At 55.6% G+C, this 16,006-nt stretch carries 19 protein-coding genes and 5 tRNA genes; 10 read left to right on the top strand and 14 right to left on the bottom strand.

The window, feature by feature from the left end:
* On the top strand, window positions 1-213 hold a 213-nt coding region (locus QWY83_RS05530), incomplete at its 5' end, for a hypothetical protein (RefSeq protein ID WP_290245652.1).
* A gap of 221 nt (window positions 214-434) precedes the next feature.
* Here the strand turns inward: QWY83_RS05530 and QWY83_RS05525 are convergent.
* The 3 genes from QWY83_RS05525 to QWY83_RS05515 form a co-directional block, all read right to left on the bottom strand.
* Window positions 435-509: transfer RNA gene (locus tag QWY83_RS05525), tRNA-Asn, on the bottom strand.
* A 50-nt stretch (window positions 510-559) separates the two neighbouring features.
* Window positions 560-634 (bottom strand) — tRNA-Asn (locus QWY83_RS05520).
* A 71-nt stretch (window positions 635-705) separates the two neighbouring features.
* On the bottom strand, window positions 706-1,557 hold the full coding sequence (locus tag QWY83_RS05515; protein WP_249946251.1) for an MBL fold metallo-hydrolase: 852 nt from the start codon (window positions 1,555-1,557) through the stop codon (window positions 706-708).
* Between the two features lie 42 nt (window positions 1,558-1,599).
* On the opposite strand from QWY83_RS05515, the gene QWY83_RS05510 reads away from it, so the two are divergent.
* Window positions 1,600-2,895, top strand: coding sequence for an ATP-binding protein (locus QWY83_RS05510; RefSeq protein WP_249946252.1), 1,296 nt, complete (start codon window positions 1,600-1,602; stop codon window positions 2,893-2,895).
* Window position 2,896: 1 nt separating this feature from the next.
* On the top strand, window positions 2,897-3,295 hold the full coding sequence (locus QWY83_RS05505; RefSeq protein WP_249946253.1) for a VOC family protein: 399 nt from the start codon (window positions 2,897-2,899) through the stop codon (window positions 3,293-3,295).
* A gap of 21 nt (window positions 3,296-3,316) precedes the next feature.
* On the opposite strand, the gene QWY83_RS05500 is transcribed toward QWY83_RS05505, so the two are convergent.
* Entirely contained in the window at window positions 3,317-4,297 is a 981-nt protein-coding gene (locus QWY83_RS05500; protein ID WP_249946254.1) for an NAD(P)-dependent alcohol dehydrogenase, read from the bottom strand.
* A 108-nt stretch (window positions 4,298-4,405) separates the two neighbouring features.
* Here QWY83_RS05500 and QWY83_RS05495 point away from each other — a divergent pair, with 108 nt between their 5' ends.
* Window positions 4,406-5,284: a LysR family transcriptional regulator gene (locus QWY83_RS05495; RefSeq protein ID WP_249946255.1), complete on the top strand. Its 879-nt coding sequence runs from the start codon at window positions 4,406-4,408 to the stop codon at window positions 5,282-5,284.
* A gap of 15 nt (window positions 5,285-5,299) precedes the next feature.
* Here the strand turns inward: QWY83_RS05495 and QWY83_RS05490 are convergent.
* The 6 genes from QWY83_RS05490 to lon form a co-directional block, all read right to left on the bottom strand.
* A tRNA-Ile gene (locus QWY83_RS05490) sits at window positions 5,300-5,375 on the bottom strand.
* Window positions 5,376-5,465: 90 nt separating this feature from the next.
* Window positions 5,466-5,541, bottom strand: a tRNA-Val gene (locus tag QWY83_RS05485).
* Window positions 5,542-5,593: 52 nt separating this feature from the next.
* On the bottom strand, window positions 5,594-6,172 hold the full coding sequence (locus QWY83_RS05480) for a histidine phosphatase family protein (protein WP_249946256.1): 579 nt from the start codon (window positions 6,170-6,172) through the stop codon (window positions 5,594-5,596).
* A 58-nt stretch (window positions 6,173-6,230) separates the two neighbouring features.
* Window positions 6,231-6,306, bottom strand: a tRNA-Val gene (locus QWY83_RS05475).
* A gap of 18 nt (window positions 6,307-6,324) precedes the next feature.
* Window positions 6,325-6,699, bottom strand: coding sequence for an HU family DNA-binding protein (locus QWY83_RS05470; protein ID WP_249946257.1), 375 nt, complete (start codon window positions 6,697-6,699; stop codon window positions 6,325-6,327).
* Window positions 6,700-6,826: 127 nt separating this feature from the next.
* The gene (gene lon / locus QWY83_RS05465; protein WP_249946258.1) at window positions 6,827-9,238 is read right to left on the bottom strand and encodes an endopeptidase La; all 2,412 of its coding nucleotides are present in this window, start codon (window positions 9,236-9,238) and stop codon (window positions 6,827-6,829) included.
* Between the two features lie 349 nt (window positions 9,239-9,587).
* Here lon and QWY83_RS05460 point away from each other — a divergent pair, with 349 nt between their 5' ends.
* The 3 genes from QWY83_RS05460 to QWY83_RS05450 all read left to right on the top strand — a co-directional run bounded on the left by QWY83_RS05460 (window position 9,588) and on the right by QWY83_RS05450 (window position 11,526).
* The gene (locus QWY83_RS05460) at window positions 9,588-10,298 is read left to right on the top strand and encodes a hypothetical protein (protein ID WP_249946259.1); all 711 of its coding nucleotides are present in this window, start codon (window positions 9,588-9,590) and stop codon (window positions 10,296-10,298) included.
* A gap of 190 nt (window positions 10,299-10,488) precedes the next feature.
* Complete coding sequence (locus QWY83_RS05455) at window positions 10,489-11,001, top strand: GAF domain-containing protein (RefSeq protein ID WP_249946260.1); 513 nt, start codon at window positions 10,489-10,491, stop codon at window positions 10,999-11,001.
* Between the two features lie 12 nt (window positions 11,002-11,013).
* Complete coding sequence (locus QWY83_RS05450) at window positions 11,014-11,526, top strand: hypothetical protein (protein WP_249946261.1); 513 nt, start codon at window positions 11,014-11,016, stop codon at window positions 11,524-11,526.
* Window positions 11,527-11,529: 3 nt separating this feature from the next.
* Here the strand turns inward: QWY83_RS05450 and tgt are convergent, their stop codons facing one another.
* From tgt to QWY83_RS05435, 3 genes are read right to left on the bottom strand one after another with little or no spacing between them, the layout of a single operon-like run.
* Window positions 11,530-12,657: a tRNA guanosine(34) transglycosylase Tgt gene (tgt, locus tag QWY83_RS05445; protein ID WP_249946262.1), complete on the bottom strand. Its 1,128-nt coding sequence runs from the start codon at window positions 12,655-12,657 to the stop codon at window positions 11,530-11,532.
* 58 nt (window positions 12,658-12,715) lie between these two features.
* Complete coding sequence (locus tag QWY83_RS05440) at window positions 12,716-13,228, bottom strand: hypothetical protein (RefSeq protein WP_249946263.1); 513 nt, start codon at window positions 13,226-13,228, stop codon at window positions 12,716-12,718.
* A gap of 1 nt (window position 13,229) precedes the next feature.
* Window positions 13,230-13,757 carry a GAF domain-containing protein gene (locus tag QWY83_RS05435; protein ID WP_249946264.1) on the bottom strand — a complete coding sequence of 176 codons (528 nt, stop codon included), beginning with the start codon at window positions 13,755-13,757 and terminating at the stop codon, window positions 13,230-13,232.
* 206 nt (window positions 13,758-13,963) lie between these two features.
* Between QWY83_RS05435 and QWY83_RS05430 the strand changes: the two genes are divergently transcribed.
* The 3 genes from QWY83_RS05430 to QWY83_RS05420 are packed head-to-tail and all read left to right on the top strand — an operon-like array spanning window position 13,964 to window position 15,036.
* Complete coding sequence (locus QWY83_RS05430; protein WP_067548726.1) at window positions 13,964-14,326, top strand: SUF system Fe-S cluster assembly protein; 363 nt, start codon at window positions 13,964-13,966, stop codon at window positions 14,324-14,326.
* A gap of 36 nt (window positions 14,327-14,362) precedes the next feature.
* Window positions 14,363-14,728: a HesB/IscA family protein gene (locus QWY83_RS05425; RefSeq protein ID WP_249946265.1), complete on the top strand. Its 366-nt coding sequence runs from the start codon at window positions 14,363-14,365 to the stop codon at window positions 14,726-14,728.
* Window positions 14,725-15,036, top strand: coding sequence for a TfoX/Sxy family protein (locus tag QWY83_RS05420; protein ID WP_249946266.1), 312 nt, complete (start codon window positions 14,725-14,727; stop codon window positions 15,034-15,036). Before QWY83_RS05425 ends, QWY83_RS05420 begins: the two co-directional genes overlap by 4 nt.
* Here QWY83_RS05420 and QWY83_RS05415 read toward each other — a convergent pair.
* Window positions 15,022-15,939: an isopenicillin N synthase family dioxygenase gene (locus tag QWY83_RS05415; RefSeq protein ID WP_249946267.1), complete on the bottom strand. Its 918-nt coding sequence runs from the start codon at window positions 15,937-15,939 to the stop codon at window positions 15,022-15,024. The genes QWY83_RS05420 and QWY83_RS05415 overlap by 15 nt on opposite strands.
* Window positions 15,940-16,006 lie beyond the last annotated feature (67 nt).

The following is a 16,006-nucleotide window of genomic DNA, read 5'->3' as shown; positions in this document are numbered from 1 at the left end:
CGCCTCGCCCGAAATACCTCTAATTTTTTCCAAACTTCCCAGCCTTCCGACCGTTCCGTCCGCCCCAACCGCGCCTCAGCGCCGCCGGTGAAGGGGGTTCTAAGGTTATCACTAAGAAGCCGCAAGAGCGAAATGACGAAAAATGTAAAATTTCTGCATCAGCCAACAAAACAAGGTGTTTCACGTTCCAGACTGCCCAAAAATGCGCCGTGAATATCCGAAAATGGCTCCTACCCCCATCACTTTTCGCCCTTTGAGGGTGATGCCGACGATGCAGTCGCAGCAAATCTGGGAGACTCACCCCTTGGAATCGTCAACGCGGTGACTCGCTCGACGCCACGAGTCGCCCGTTCGGCGCCCTACCCCGACGGATGGAAAGAACACAGACCAGACCCGATGGGTTTGTTCTAGTAGTCTTGATTATTAGGGAAGTTTGGCTCCGGCGGTAGGGATCGAACCTACGACCAATTGATTAACAGTCAACTGCTCTACCGCTGAGCTACGCCGGAATGCCGTTCGCATTTTTCCCCGAATGGGACCCCGCTGCGAGAAGGGTGTTTGGCTCCGGCGGTAGGGATCGAACCTACGGCCAATTGATTAACAGTCAACTGCTCTACCGCTGAGCTACGCCGGAATATGTGGCGCTGTATAGCTAGGGTGCCAAAACGCTGCAAGAGGGTAAGGACAAGTTTTTTCCACCAATCTTCACAGAGGCTGAAACACAGCATCGACGGACAATACACCAACGGGTTCGATCCGCTTTTGTTGTGTTAAGTCAATAAGGTGGGCCACTACATTGCGCTTTGCTGCGAAATGAAGGCTCGCATCGACATCGGCATAGACCTTTGCGGTGATGCGATCTGCGGTATCTGCGCCCGCGATGAGAGCGGACATGATTTGCGCTTCACGCTCTAACCGATGCGCGATCAACCAATCGAGCCGCGCTATGGGATCCTCAATCGGGTCACCATGCCCAGGCAAATATCGGCGCGCGGGTATAGACTGCAGCTTTCGGCACGATGCCATGAAATCGGTGAGGTCGCCATCTGGCGGGGAGACAAGCGATGTCGCCCAGCCCATCACATGATCACCCGAGAAAAGCACATCCTTATATAAGAGACAGATATGGTTCCCCATGTGACCCGGCGTGTGAATAGCGCGGAAGTCACCAATCGCGTCACCATCGACGACCGTTCGATCAGGGGCAAAGTCGGTATCGGCCCCCTCCCCCCCTCCGATCGCGCCAACTAGAGTCTGCATCACTTCGCTTCGCCCCGCCATCGGCCCACCGAATGCAACAACAGGTGCACCGCAACGATCTGACAGCGGACGGGCTAAAGGCGAATGATCCAAGTGAGAATGGCTCACGATAATCGCATCGACTGGGCGACCATCGATCAAAGCCAAAATCGCGTCGAGATGGCTCTCTATATATGGGCCTGGATCGATGACCGTTACGCGGTCGATGCCTACTATATATGTATTGGTTCCTGTGAAGGTCAGCGGAGAGGGATTGGGCGCGCGGAGACAGATGATATCGGATTGAATCTGGATCATATGCTGCTTTCCTCTACGCTCGTGTCACGATAGCTTTGCCACATGGCAATCGGGTCGATCAAATCTTATCTCCCTCGCGGACTATATGGCCGAGCAGCACTGATCCTGCTGCTCCCGATCATATCGCTCCAAATCCTCGTCTCTGTTGTGTTTATCCAACGTCATTATGATGGGGTGACGCGGCGGATGACGCAATCAGTCAGTGGTGAGATTACCCTGATCCTTGATAGCCCATCCGTGCAGCAAGCCGCGCTCTCTGAAGCGCTCTGGTTTACGCTTTTGTCATCTGAAGCACCGCCCGAAGCTGATGACTATGGATTCTTGGATTTCTCGGGTCGTGCGATGATTGCGACCCTTCGAACCGACTTTGACGACCTACGCGCTGTTGATCTGTCAGATGACACCGAAGTTGTGGTTTGGTTTGACCGTTCGGGCGTGAATGGGATCAGTTTCCCGCGGTGGCGGGTGACGGCGTCGAACCCTCACCAACTGATCGTTATTATGATGGTGATGGGGACGTTCCTTACTTTTGTCGCCTACTCTTTCCTGCGCAACCAACTGCGTCCGATCAAACGGTTGGCTCATGCATCCTCTGAATACGGTAAGGGGAGGATTGTCCCCTATTCCCCTGGTGGCGCGAATGAAGTCCGCGCGGCGGGCACTGCTTTTCTCGACATGCGGGCACGAATAGAACGTCAGACCCAGTCGCGCACAATGATGTTGTCGGGCATCAGCCATGACCTTCGCACGCCGCTGACACGGCTGCGGCTCGGCCTGTCTATGGTCGACGATGCCGAAGCGGAACCCATGGTCCGCGATGTAGAAGATATGGAACGCCTGATCGAAGCCTTCCTCGAATACGGGCGTGCCGATGCAGGCGATGCGGCAGAGCAAGTGGATGTCGTCGATTTGGTCACGCGGGTCGTCGACGACGCCCAACGCGGCGGGCAGAATGTAACCCTCTTGCCGATCGATCCAACGCTCAACGATGTTGCTGTGCCTCTGCGCCCTCTGGCCGTCCGTCGTGCCTTGGACAACCTGATTGGCAATGCCTTGCGATATGGCGGCACCCAAGCCCAAGTGTCGGTCGCCCTCACCGACCGCACACTCCGCATCACGGTCGAGGACGACGGCCCTGGCATTCCCGCCGACAAACGCGAAGAGGCCATGCGCCCCTTCACGCGGCTTGACCCTGCACGGAACCAGAACAAAGGCACAGGCGTTGGCCTTGGCCTTGCCATCGTTGCCGATATCGCGCGACTGCATGGTGGAGTTTTGCGGTTATCGGACAGTCCCGCCTTGGGCGGACTCCGCGCTGACATTGTCATGGCACGTTGATATGAAACCAACCATCCGCACCCTCGACCATTTGGTCCTCACGGTCGCAAACATCGAAGAAACCTGCCGTTTTTACTGCGTGGGTTTGGGCATGACACGGACCGCGTTCACCACCCCCTCTGGCGAAGTCCGCGAGGCCCTGAGCTTTGGCACGCAGAAAATAAACCTCCACAAAGCGGGTGCAGAGTTCGCTCCATATGCGGCTTCCCCTACCCCCGGCTCTGCGGACCTCTGTTTGCTCTCAGACACCCCTCTGGCGGAATGGATTGATCACCTCGCGCTCTGCGCTATCCCTATCACCGAAGGCCCAGTGCCTCGCACGGGCGCAACTGGACCAATCACGTCTATCTATTTGCGTGATCCCGATGGGAACTTGATCGAGATTTCGAACGCACGCTAAACGCGTTGTGACGCGACCACCTCACACCACGACAACGTTGCCTCGTTTATGACCTGTCTCGACATAAGAATGAGCCTCAACCAGATCAGAGAGTGGATAGACCCGATCAATCACGGGGGTCAGGTGACCTTGTTCCATCACCTGCAGGATCTCTAAAAGCATAGCCCGCAAACGCTCAGGCTTTTCCAACCCCGTCGCCGCAAATATCGCGCGTTTTTTGCCCACAAGATTTGATAACAAGATCGCAGGCAGCCGCCCGAGCGTTAAGACAGGACAAAGGTAACGACCTGCCTCAGCCAATGCTGGTTTTGCCGCCGAAAATGACGCGACGCCCAAAGTGTCATAGATCACATCATATTCGGGGGCCTGTTTTAGCGCGTCCTCTTGTGTGTAATCGATCACGCGGTTCGCTCCGAGCCTCTCAACATTACTCGCGTTTCGGCCGCTACAAGTTGCCGTCACCTGAGCCCCCATATGCGCAGCGATCTGCACAGCCGGGCTACCGAGGCTCCCTGCCCCGCCCAAAATCAACACGCGATCCCCGCGTGTGACCTGTCCGAGATCGCGCAAGAAATGCCACGACGTCAGCACACCGTCACACAACACCGCAGCATCCTCATGCGACAGTGCCGCGGGTTTCGGCATCAGAACGCCATCTTGGTCGAGACAGATGTGGCTAGAGTTGGCACCGAATTTCAGCCCAGCTTCGCCGAACACCATGTCGCCGACAGAAAATCGAGTGACCTCGGCCCCGACGGCGATCACCTCGCCCGAAAGGCATGTCCCTGACATCCCATTACGCGGTCGTCGCAGCCCCAGAAAAGGCCGCGCAAAAAGCGGTTCACCTTTGCGCATCATACCATCCGCGCGTGTCACGGCAGAGGCATGAACGCGGAGAAGTACTTCGTTCGGACTAGGTTGCGGCATTGGAAGAGCAACAGGTGTCAGGACGTCAGGGCCGCCATAATGCGGGATATGCCAAGCAGTTCGTGTCACAGTCATAGGGAAACCTCCGTTGTTTCTAGGTGCACCAACGGGGATAGAGGTTTCTTTTCGACCCGAAGAGTGGCTAAGATGAACCAAAGTGGTTCATAAACGATACAGAGCGTCATGGATTGGAAATCCCTTCCGGCCTTTTTGGCTGTTGCACGAAACGGGTCGCTTCGGGCGGCGGCTGAACACACGGGCGGCACCCACGCGACCCTTCGCCGTCAGATCGAGGCACTAGAGGCGCAACTCGGAACAAAGCTTTTCCGACGGAGCGCGGATGGATTGTCACTGACCGCCGCAGGGCAACGCCTCTTGCCCCAAGCGCTTGATGCCGAAGCAGCGCTGCTCAAGGGGTTCAATGCTGTGCAAGGCCTTGATCGTGAAGCCGCTGGACGCATCCGCCTATCGGTCGACCCTATGACGGCGCATTTCCTATTGGCCCCAGTCTTAGCCGATTTCGCCACTCTCTACCCAGAGATCGAAATCGAGTTGCGCCTGTCATATGAACTCGACTCAATCGCCCGAAACGAAACAGACGTCTCCATCCGCCACGCCGCCACAATCGAAGACGACGCCGTCGGGCGCAAACTCTTTCCTTTGTCCTTAGGTGTCGTGGCGTCCCGCGATTACATCGACCGCACTCTGCCGCTGGCGGGCCGAAAAGGCCAAGGGCTCAGCTGGATTGGATATGGCGATGTGCCCGAACTATCCGCCATGGTCGCGGCATCAGACTTTCCCGAAGCACGCATTCGCCACGCCGTCCCAGACCCCGAAATGCACCTCCACCTCGTCCGCGCGGGCGCAGGTATGACCTTTCTCACGACTTGGGTCACCTCGGTCTTCCCCGAACTTCAACGCGTACCCGGAACTGCACTTGACCAACGCCGATCAACTTGGGTCCTCCTCCACGGAGACCTCCGCCGTGTCCGTCGCGTTCGCCTGTTTGTCGATTACCTATGCGACGCCCTTATGGATCGTCGAGCCGCATTCGCAGGGTAGTTGATGGGGGAAAATTGGTAGGCCCGGCAGGATTTGAACCCGCAACCAAAGCGTTATGAGCGCTCTGCTCTAACCATTGAGCTACAGGCCCCCGTTCGCTTGCTACAATCCTGTGCTAGACGCGTCAATGCGGAACGCACACGAATTCACGGGCTATAAGCGGTTATGAATGTGGGGGAAATGGTGGGTCGTGAGAGACTCGAACTCCCGACATCTTCGGTGTAAACGAAGCGCTCTACCAACTGAGCTAACGACCCGTGGCGGCGTAAGTAGCCGCAGATTCTCAAAGGGGCAAGACCCCAATGTCATCTATTTTTCAAAAATCTCATGTTGGCCGTTTTTTATCCGAAAAATAACGCCCTGCCCCCCGTCGACTTGACCAATATCGTCAAGGCTCAGCCCCAACGCCCGCGTCCGCAAGAAGCGCGAGGTAAAACCGTGGGTGATAATCACCGTGGGACGACGGATGTGGTCCAACACCTGACCGACACGGTCCCATAGTGCTGGAAAGGATTCCGCATTTGGGGCTCGACGGTAAAAGTCGATGAAATGTTCATCTGGTGACGGCGCAGGCCATTTCGCGTCGATCTCTGATCGCGACAGCCCAACCCAGTCTCCCATGTGGATTTCGCGCAAACCATCGACGGCGACCACAGGACAACCCGTTGCCTTTGAAATCGGTTCAGCCGTGGCCAAGGCGCGACCCTGCGGACTGCTCCATAAATCATAAGTGTCTGGATGAATAACGCCCGCAAGCGTGGCAGCAACCTGATCCGCCTGCGCACGGCCCAACTCTGTCAGCGCCGAATCCAGCCCGCCCTGCATACGCGCAGCGCGGTTCCATTCGGTTTCACCATGTCGGATGATGTAGAGCTCAGGCAGGGTCATGGCGTGACTTATCCACCAAAAAACAAAAGGCGCAACCCGTGGGATGCGCCTTGTATTCTGGTGGGTCGTGAGAGACTCGAACTCCCGACATCTTCGGTGTAAACGAAGCGCTCTACCAACTGAGCTAACGACCCGTGGCGGCGTGATTACCCTTACTCGTCTTCATCCGCAAGAGGGGTTTCCGAAGAATTTCCATCAACCTTCACAACGGGCTTAGACAGTTTCACTTTCGCGATAACAACGGTGCCGTTTGCGGTGTCTTTGGTGCGGTTCACCATGATCTTACCGAAAGGCGGTAGCGACAGTTCTTTGTCCTCGGTCAGCTCCTCGCCCAGTTGGGCAAGGATCGCTTCCAGCGCGGGTTTGACGTCTTTTTTCTTGAGGCCGGAGCGCTCAACGACGCGGTCGATGAATTCAGGTTTCTTCACCACAACAGAGGATGTTTCGCTCTCGGTCGCCTGCGTTGCCTCAGGTACCTCTTGAACGGCTGCGGGTTTGCGTTTGGTGGTTTTAGCGGTGGTCGCCATAATAAATTGCCTCAAATAGATTGATTGTTTCCACCCTAGCAACTCCGCTGATGGTTGTGCAGGGGGTATTCACTTAAAATGATATGATTTTCCAATAAAAAAGGGCGCCTCGCGGCGCCCCTTTCCATTAATGTGCGATGGCCCCTGCCCCATCTTCGCCTTTGGCGAGGGCGCGGGCGGCGGCGGCTTCTTCTTCCGCCTCCTCATCCCATTCGACGGGCACAGGCTCTGCGATCAAAGCATGTTTTAGAACTTCAGACACGTGGGTGACTGGAATGATCTCCAGCCCAGATTTCACGTTGTCTGGGATCTCTGGCAGGTCTTTGACGTTCTCTTCAGGGATCAGCACGGTTTTGATACCGCCGCGTAGCGCCGCCAAGAGTTTCTCTTTCAACCCACCAATCGCAGTCGCATTGCCACGCAGTGTCACCTCACCCGTCATCGCGATGTCCTTGCGGACAGGGATCTGGGTCAGAACCGACACAATCGCAGTGACCATCGCCAGACCAGCCGACGGACCATCCTTGGGCGTTGCGCCATCGGGCACGTGGACGTGGATGTCCAGCTTATCGAAACGCGGCGGTTTCACACCGAGCTGTGGTGAGATCGACCGAACATAAGACGATGCCGCCTCGATCGATTCCTTCATCACATCGCCGAGCTTACCCGTGGTTTTCATCCGACCTTTGCCCGGCAAACGCAGGGCTTCGATCTGCAACAACTCACCACCGACCGAAGTATAGGCCAGACCAGTTACCACACCAACCTGATCCTCTTTCTCAGCGAGGCCAAAGCGGTGACGCGGCACGCCGAGGAAGTCATCGAGGTTCTCAGCCGTCACTTGAACGCGATCAGTTTCCTTCTTCACGATCTTGGTCACGGCTTTGCGGGCAACCTTTGCGATTTCGCGCTCAAGGTTACGCACACCAGCCTCGCGGGTGTAGGTCTGGATGATCGCGGTCAGCGCGTCGTCTGTGATCTCGAACTCTTTGGCATGGAGGCCGTGGTTCTTGATTTGCTTGGCCAAAAGATGCTGCTTCGCGATCTCGCGTTTTTCATCTTCGGTGTAGCCAGAGAGCGGGATGATCTCCATCCGGTCGAGAAGCGGACCAGGCATGTTATAGCTGTTCGACGTCGTCAGGAACATCACGTTCGACAGGTCGTATTCCACCTCAAGGTAGTGGTCCACAAAGGTCGAGTTCTGTTCTGGATCGAGCACCTCAAGCATGGCCGATGCAGGGTCGCCACGGAAATCCTGCCCCATCTTATCAATCTCATCGAGAAGGATCAGCGGGTTCGTGGTCTTGGCCTTTTTCAGCGCCTGAATGATCTTACCGGGCATAGAGCCGATATAGGTCCGACGGTGGCCGCGGATTTCAGATTCGTCACGCACACCGCCAAGGCTGATGCGGATGAACTCGCGCCCTTTGGCCTTTGCAATCGATTTACCCAACGAGGTTTTACCCACGCCCGGAGGACCGACGAGGCACATGATCGGCCCCTTCAGTTTCGCACTGCGCGATTGCACGGCGAGGTATTCGACGATCCGCTCTTTGACCTTTTCCAGACCATAGTGTTCAGCGTCGAGGATTTCCTCGGCGCGACCCAAATCCTTTTTCACGCGGGATTTTGTGCCCCACGGAATATTCAGCATCCAGTCAAGGTAGTTGCGCACCACCGTTGCCTCTGCGGACATCGGCGACATGTTCTTGAGCTTCTTAACCTCAGCGTCAGCCTTTTCTTTGGCCTCTTTCGACAGCTTCGTCGCAGCGATCTTTTCTTCGAGTTCGGCGATTTCGTTCGCGCCGTCCTCGCCATCGCCCAACTCGCGCTGGATCGCCTTCATCTGTTCGTTCAGATAATATTCGCGCTGTGTCCGCTCCATCTGGGACTTCACGCGGGTTTTGATCTTTTTCTCGACCTGCAGCACAGACATTTCGCCCTGCATCAGGCCATAGACCTTTTCCAGACGTTCGCTGATCGGCAATGTTTCTAGCAGTGATTGTTTCTGCTGAACATCAACGCCCAAGTGCCCCGCCACGAGGTCCGCCAATTTCGCGGGCTCAGTCGTGTCGCTGACTGCGGCCAGCGCCTCTTCGGGGATGTTCTTTTTGATCTTCGCGTAGCGTTCAAATTCTTCGCCAACCGACCGCACGAGGGCCGCCAATTCGTCCTCGGCACCCGGAATTTCGATCAGTTCGTCGGCCATCGCTTCAAAGAAGCTGTCGTTCTCAACAAACTCTGTGATCCGAACGCGTTTCTTACCCTCGACGAGCACCTTCACGGTGCCATCGGGCAGTTTCAGCAATTGCAGCACATTCGCCAGAACACCCGTCTGGTAAATGTCCTTTGTGGTTGGATCATCCTGCGAAGGGTCAATTTGGCTCGACAGCAAAATCTGCTTGTCGTCCTGCATCACTTCTTCGAGTGCCCGCACCGATTTCTCACGCCCGACGAACAGCGGCACGATCATGTGAGGGAACACAACGATATCGCGCAGCGGCAGGACGGGATAGGAGGTGCTGAAGGTTTCTTCCATGCTCTTGTCCTTTTTTTGGCAAAACGATCAGGCCCCGCATTTCGGCAACCGCAATCGTTTCCACTAGAGGATACAGATGGGCCGAAGCGACCCCAGTTTCAAGCATCCCCGTTTATTCCAATGTGCCTTTTGCCGCGAGCAGGGGCAAGGGCCAGTTCCGTAAAATACCGCCCTTTCGCCCTTTGCAGGACACATTCATCGGCAACCAATAGGGGATTATTCCTGATTTCATTACCCCCAAACGGGATAGGCTAATCATATGAAAGAATTCCTGGGCCATCATTATCGTCGTGTAGCGTTCACGGCTGTCTTCACGCTTTTTGGCGCAATTTTGATATCCGGCCCAACTATGGCTGCGCTCTTAGCAGGCCTCGCTGCCGCCATTGCCGCCCTTTACATGGTGTACGCCATGCCGAAATACCGCAAAGCCTGTGAAAGCGGCGCAGTGGGTTTGTTTGTCGCCGCATTAATCCCGATCCCTGCGGACGCCCTTCCCCCTGCAATCGTCGGCCTCGCGTTTCTCTCTCACAGCATTTTGTATGGCCATTGGTCAGACGCCCTCGGCCTCAACCTCTCGGTTTTCGCGCATCACAAAGGCGAACTCGGCGGCCAAGCCGAAGACGTTTGGATCAGCCTTGTCCCCGCCGAAGGCCACCCGTCCGATTTCTGGAACCCAGACCTAATCGACTACAACCGCGATCCCGAAGACCCTGACACGGTATACCTCCGTTTCCGCGACGAAACAGGGCTCGCCGAAGAAATGACGCTCACCTTTGTTGCGAAGACCACAGGGAACTACTGCCGCTATTTCCTTGAACGCGAAGAGCCCCTCGGCCGCGACGACATGACCGTGACAATCACTATAGCAGAAATCGACGACGCCCTCTGTCTCGTCGAGACACAGATCGAACAAGACGCCCTCCCCCCACGGATCGCCCTCGCCCGTTGGTTCGACAATCAAATCGGGATGGGCATCGACGGCGTATCCGCCGCGCTCAAGGGAAAACGTGCGATGAAACTGCAGCCAAAACCGAAACTGACCGCCACAAGATACGCATAGTAAATATGGATTTAAGGCCGAGCGTGGCAAAGCCCTACACAACCGACCTAAAATTTTTCCCAAAAATCAATTATTTAAACTACACGAATTAACCCAGACGACTATACGTTAGTGCACTAAACTATCTAACCTTGATCGTATACCATGCGCGCCGTATCAAAAGATAGGTAAAGAGGCTTCCGAATTTTCCATGACCTCTGTTACCCTTGACGATATGCTCGCTGTAGCGACGCCCCAAGATGTGTTGGAGAAAGTAGAGTTAACCAATTCGCCCGTCCTCGACCAATTGGCGCGGAGCTGTGCTAAAGTCACAAAACGCCCGCATGTTAACATCTTTCTCTACTCCGCAGACGAAGTGTACACGATCGGCAGCTACAACCCTGTCTGCATGCGGATGAAACGTACGCTTTACGGGCCGATCCTTCAAAAACCGATCATAGAACTTTCTGATTTCGTTCTGCAAAGCACTCATTCGGATCCAAAAACGATTTCCGAGATGAAATCGTTCACTATGGCGACCATCAACGTCGCTGGTGAGACGGTTGGCGGTATCAGCGTCCACGATTATCAGGACTGCGCCACCCTCACAGAGTCGCAGAAGGACTTCCTTGTTCAAGCCGCCCAGCTTGCTGCCAACGTGGTCGAAACCAAAGCCAGATTAAAGACTACGCTGATGAATGCCTTTAGTCTCTCAAACTTCTAAGACTGGGCCGATATGGACATCCTCGAACTCCTCAGCAAGGCCGATAGCGAAGACGAGCTGATTAAAGTCGGGATCAGTCCGGGCGAACACTTTAACAACATTGCTGCTATGTTTGCCTATGCGACGGGCGCAAATATGTCGGCGATCTGGCTTGTCCTCAAAGGAGAGCAGATTCTTATTGGATCACATAACACACCGTCACCTCTCCCAGAGCCGCATTTCCTGCACCGCGATCTCGGCGGGAAGGTCTTTTATGAAGCGATCTCTGAAGAAAGGGCTGCAGTGATTAATTACCCGCTGATCAACGGCGAATTGGCCAGCATGCGCAGCGGATATTACCTCGACATCACCTACAAAAAACAAAAGGTGGGCTATGTCGCGATGGCCTTCGAAACCCGCGTCGGAGAGCCGTCGCCCGAAATGGTCGACACCCTATTCTCTCTGCGCGACCTGACGATCTCTGTCCTGCGAGGACGCGCAAATGCCCGCAAGATCCTCGGTGAAATGCAAGCTGTGGTGCGATAAGCCCTAAACGGGTTCAATATCGCCCTCAGCACGCTGCGCATGGAACGCGGCTTCCCAGGCGGCAAAGCGACCCTCGGCAATCGCGTCGCGCATACCCTCCATGATCTCTTGGTAGTAATGTAAATTGTGCCACGTCAGCAGCATCCCCGAAATCATCTCGCCCGCGCGGAACACATGGTGCAGATAAGCGCGGCTGTAGTTTCGGCACGCAGGGCACGTGCAATGTTCATCGAGCGGGCGCGGATCGTCCTGATGGCGGGCGTTTTTGATATTCACTTGACCACGACGGGTCCAAGCCTGCCCCGTGCGCCCCGACCGAGACGGCAGAACGCAGTCCATCATATCGATCCCGCGTTTAACCGCGCCCACGATGTCGTCAGGTTTACCAACGCCCATGAGGTAACGCGGCTTGTCGGTCGGCAGGTAATCAGGCGCATAGTCCAGAACGCCGAACATGGCCTCCTGCCCCTCACCCACGGCAAGTCCGCCCACGGCATAACCATCAAAGCCGATATCGACCAAGGCCTTGGCAGATTCCTCGCGCAGATGCGGCGTCACCCCGCCCTGCATAATCCCAAACAGAGCATGCCCTGGACGGTCGCCAAAGGCATCGCGGCTCCGCTGGGCCCACCGCATCGAAAGGCGCATCGATTCAGCGACACGCTGATCATCGGCAGGCAGCGCAGGACATTCGTCAAAACACATCACAATGTCAGAGCCGAGGAGTTTTTGGATTTCCATCGACCGCTCTGGCGTCAGGAAATGTTTCGACCCGTCAACGTGGCTGCGGAAGGTTACGCCCTCTTCGGTCAGCTTCCGAAGATCCGCGAGAGACATCACCTGAAACCCGCCGCTATCGGTCAGGATCGGTTTGTCCCAGTTCATAAACTTGTGCAGCCCGCCCAAACGATCAATCCGCTCGGCCGTCGGTCGCAGCATCAAATGGTAGGTATTGCCCAGAAGGATATCCGCACCCGTCGCCGCGACGCTTTCGGGCATCATCGCCTTTACCGTGGCCGCCGTACCAACGGGCATAAATGCAGGTGTGCGAATATCACCGCGCGGCGTATGGATCACACCTGTGCGGGCCTTGCCATCAGTTGCGTTCAGGTCGAATGAAAAACGGGTCATATCTCTCTCCGGTCGGACCGTGTGCTGATACGCCGTTCCGAGCCAGATGAAAAGATGATCAGGCGCTGTAGGCCGCGGTTAGATCGTTCAGCATTGCCTTGATATTCGAATGTTCCACCAAACTGGACATTACGATCTCGGCCCAGAGTGACGCAATCTCTGCGGCCTCGTCGGCGACCTCTTCGGCTGGCCGCTCAAACCCGATGGTGATTTGACCAACCACCACGGCCATATCGACCAATGGGATTGCCATGACAGACCGACAGTTTCCCGCAACGCCATTGATCATTGGATGATCTGGGTGAGCATTTGGGTCCAAGTCCAAAAGGAATATCTTCTCTGCATTGGTCAGGCGGGTTTGATCGAGCATCACAACATCGCTCGGAACCTTATGCCCACCTATCATCATGTCCTCGTTATCGGGCAGATACAGCCAAATCGCGCCGTGATCGCCATCGACCGAAAGGGTCGCAATCCTAGCGGCACGATCATAGCTCTCGGTCCGTTGGATCCCCAATTCGGCCAATTTCGCCCGAGTGCTCTCTGCTGTAATGATACGGGTTCTCGGCATGTCACGCTCCGTATGAGACAGGTTCGGAATGCAATTGATAGGCGATGAATTTCAACCGTGCCCGACGGATGACCAGTTCTTGTGCCGTCTGCGCAAGGTCTTTCAAAACGGTCCGCTGATTTTCCGTCAACGGGTCAAGGACACGCGGCGAATGCACCGCTATGCCCCCAATCGATTGGCCCTGATACGTCATCTCACACAACGCCAACGCACGAACATCAGGCGCCAATGCACTGAAGTTGTTCCCCAATTTTAACTGACAAATCGCATCTTCGTATTCCGCGAAACCATCTTTGAAATCGTAGTCGGGAACGGTGCGACGAACTTGACTGCGTTTGAGGTTGTAGCCACCGATAACGACGACTTCGTTTTCCCAACATAAATACACGCTCGCCGCCGCACGATGCGAAGACATCCCAGCAAAACGAGCGATATCGTCAAAATCACCAAAGCGTTGCATCTGGAGCTGACGAAGAGCCCCAGCAATTCCATGTCGCGACACAAACCCGTCGAAAGACCATGCAAACATATCTCTACCCTCACCAGTGGTTAATATTTACCAATAAGTTGTGGCGGAAATGGGGAGAATCTCAAAAAGTTGTAGCGATCTATTTCACAATGCTACTCTGGCGCGAAATTTATTGCTACCACAGAAACAATAACGGCGCATTGCTGGTCTTTACCCTGACGGGATTAAAACCTATATGAATGGTCAGGAATTTACAGGGCCGTGACATGACTGACTCTCAAGCCAAACTCGAAGGCACACCGCTGATCGAACCATCGACAACTGATCACCCGCTTTATGACGGCGTGGTAGAGGCGTGCCGCACCGTGTTTGACCCCGAAATTCCAGTGAATATCTTTGATCTTGGTCTGGTCTATACGATCAAGATTAATGACGAAAATGATGTTAAGATCATCATGACCCTCACCGCCCCCGGCTGCCCTGTGGCAGGCGAGATGCCCGGTTGGCTCTACGACGCGATCAGCCCCGTGGCTGGCGTTAAATCCGTCGACGTGGAACTGACATGGGAACCCCAGTGGGGCATGGACATGATGAGCGACGAGGCCCGTCTCGAACTGGGCTTTATGTAAGCTGACCGCCCCGCTGCAAGGGGCAAGGAGAGACCGATGTTCGGCATTCCTGGCAAACAGGCCGTAACCATTACCGACCGCGCTGCGGCGCAAATCGCGAAACTGATGGTCAAGGATGGGCATCAAGGGCTGCGCATTGGCGTTAAAAAGGGCGGCTGCGCGGGCATGGAATACACCATGGACTACGTGGACGAGGTGAACCCGCTCGACGAGGTCGTCGAACAGGGCGGCGCCCGTGTCATGATCGCACCGATGGCGCAGATGTTCCTCTTTGGGACAGAGATCGACTACGAGGTCTCGCTCCTCGAATCTGGGTTCAAATTCAAAAACCCGAACGTTGTGGATGCCTGCGGCTGCGGCGAGTCGATCAAATTCGACGAAAACCTCACGCAATCGGAATGAGCATTTCTGACGAGGATATCGCATTCGCTCACGAACTCTACGCGGGCGTCGGAAAAATCACGCATCGGAAAATGATGGGTGGGCTGTCGATCTATGCGGACGGCCAGATTTTCGCGATCATCAATGCCGAAGGTCGCTATTACCTCAAGGCCTCTGGCGACTTTGCCGAAACTCTTGCCGCGGAAGGTTCAGAAAAGTTCCGCACCGAAGATGGCCGCGAAATGAATTACTGGACCCTGCCCGATGACGCGCTGGACGATCCAGATCTTGCCTCTGACTGGGGTCGCCGCGCCCTACGCGCGCTTTAGGTGCAGGTAGGTTTCATCGAACCGTTTCTGCAAATGATCAACGGCACGGATCACTTTGCCTGACCCAATCGGCGCAACATTGGTGTCGTGGTTCGGGTTAAAGAACAACGGCACCGAAATCCGTTCATGATCCTGACCAACCACACGGTGCGGGGTCGCAACAACACGACCATCGGTCCACATTTCTAGCATCTCACCAAAGTTGATGATGAAATCACCGGGCTCAGCGCTGACCGCGATCCAACCACCACCGCGCTGACGCACCTCCAACCCATCCGACCCGTCCGTGGCAAGGAGCGTCAGGCAGCCATAATCCGTATGTGTGCCGATGCCAAAATCCTTTTCGGTCGCCCACTCGGGCCGCTCTGGATAGAAATTCCCGCGCAACAGAGCCATTGGGGTGGAGAATTTATCGGTGAAATAATCCCGATCTTCGCCAATCGCACCAGCAACCGATTTCAGTAAATCAAGGGCAAAACTCGTCGCATCGCGGTAATAGCCGCGCAGAAGATCGGCAAAATCAGCGGGCGTTTCGGGCCACTGGTTCGGCGCATAGGCCGACACCTCGGACAGAGGATCACCCGCAGGCAATTCCAAACCACAGTCGAACACCTGTTTGTAGTCAGGGTTCGCATCAGGATCGACCTGTTCAGACCCAGCCGCCCCCCATCCACGGTTCGACCCCGTTTTTGCCATATCCACCGCTTCTTTGGCCGCGGCAGGCAGATGGAAAAACTGGCGGTAGCCTTCGATGACCTCACGCACGCGATCACCTGAAATCGGTGTGTTGTAGATGGTCAGGAACCCGACATCCGACGCACCTACTCGCACATCCGCGATGGCCTTTGCATGGCCCTCGTGTGTGGGATCGATCAAGGCTGCGGCGTCAATACGCGGGATCATAGCACTCTCCGGTTTACGTTGGGGCGCGTTTTTTAAGATATGGCCAGCGAACGCAAGGGCTTTTCCA

This window comes from Marivivens donghaensis (genome assembly GCF_030410045.1).
In the GTDB taxonomy this organism is placed as follows: Bacteria; Pseudomonadota; Alphaproteobacteria; order Rhodobacterales; family Rhodobacteraceae; genus Marivivens; species Marivivens donghaensis.
The sequence above is the reverse complement of the archived record's forward strand: the minus strand, read 5'-3'. Positions and strand labels throughout refer to the sequence as shown.

Bases quoted from the DNA above. Each gene is read 5' to 3' on its own strand.
- QWY83_RS05495 (WP_249946255.1), top strand. From the start codon at position 4,406: ATGGATTGGAAATCCCTTCCGGCCTTTTTGGCTGTTGCACGAAACGGG.
- QWY83_RS05510 (WP_249946252.1), top strand. From the start codon at position 1,600: ATGGCAATCGGGTCGATCAAATCTTATCTCCCTCGCGGACTATATGGC.
- QWY83_RS05505 (WP_249946253.1), top strand. From the start codon at position 2,897: ATGAAACCAACCATCCGCACCCTCGACCATTTGGTCCTCACGGTCGCA.
- lon (WP_249946258.1), bottom strand. From the start codon at position 9,238: ATGGAAGAAACCTTCAGCACCTCCTATCCCGTCCTGCCGCTGCGCGAT.
- QWY83_RS05480 (WP_249946256.1), bottom strand. From the start codon at position 6,172: ATGACCCTGCCTGAGCTCTACATCATCCGACATGGTGAAACCGAATGG.
- QWY83_RS05430 (WP_067548726.1), top strand. From the start codon at position 13,964: ATGACTGACTCTCAAGCCAAACTCGAAGGCACACCGCTGATCGAACCA.
- QWY83_RS05420 (WP_249946266.1), top strand. From the start codon at position 14,725: ATGAGCATTTCTGACGAGGATATCGCATTCGCTCACGAACTCTACGCG.
- QWY83_RS05455 (WP_249946260.1), top strand. From the start codon at position 10,489: ATGACCTCTGTTACCCTTGACGATATGCTCGCTGTAGCGACGCCCCAA.
- QWY83_RS05425 (WP_249946265.1), top strand. From the start codon at position 14,363: ATGTTCGGCATTCCTGGCAAACAGGCCGTAACCATTACCGACCGCGCT.
- QWY83_RS05500 (WP_249946254.1), bottom strand. From the start codon at position 4,297: ATGACTGTGACACGAACTGCTTGGCATATCCCGCATTATGGCGGCCCT.
- tgt (WP_249946262.1), bottom strand. From the start codon at position 12,657: ATGACCCGTTTTTCATTCGACCTGAACGCAACTGATGGCAAGGCCCGC.
- QWY83_RS05515 (WP_249946251.1), bottom strand. From the start codon at position 1,557: ATGATCCAGATTCAATCCGATATCATCTGTCTCCGCGCGCCCAATCCC.
- QWY83_RS05450 (WP_249946261.1), top strand. From the start codon at position 11,014: ATGGACATCCTCGAACTCCTCAGCAAGGCCGATAGCGAAGACGAGCTG.
- QWY83_RS05470 (WP_249946257.1), bottom strand. From the start codon at position 6,699: ATGGCGACCACCGCTAAAACCACCAAACGCAAACCCGCAGCCGTTCAA.
- QWY83_RS05440 (WP_249946263.1), bottom strand. From the start codon at position 13,228: ATGCCGAGAACCCGTATCATTACAGCAGAGAGCACTCGGGCGAAATTG.
- QWY83_RS05435 (WP_249946264.1), bottom strand. From the start codon at position 13,757: ATGTTTGCATGGTCTTTCGACGGGTTTGTGTCGCGACATGGAATTGCT.
- QWY83_RS05460 (WP_249946259.1), top strand. From the start codon at position 9,588: ATGGCTGCGCTCTTAGCAGGCCTCGCTGCCGCCATTGCCGCCCTTTAC.
- QWY83_RS05415 (WP_249946267.1), bottom strand. From the start codon at position 15,939: ATGATCCCGCGTATTGACGCCGCAGCCTTGATCGATCCCACACACGAG.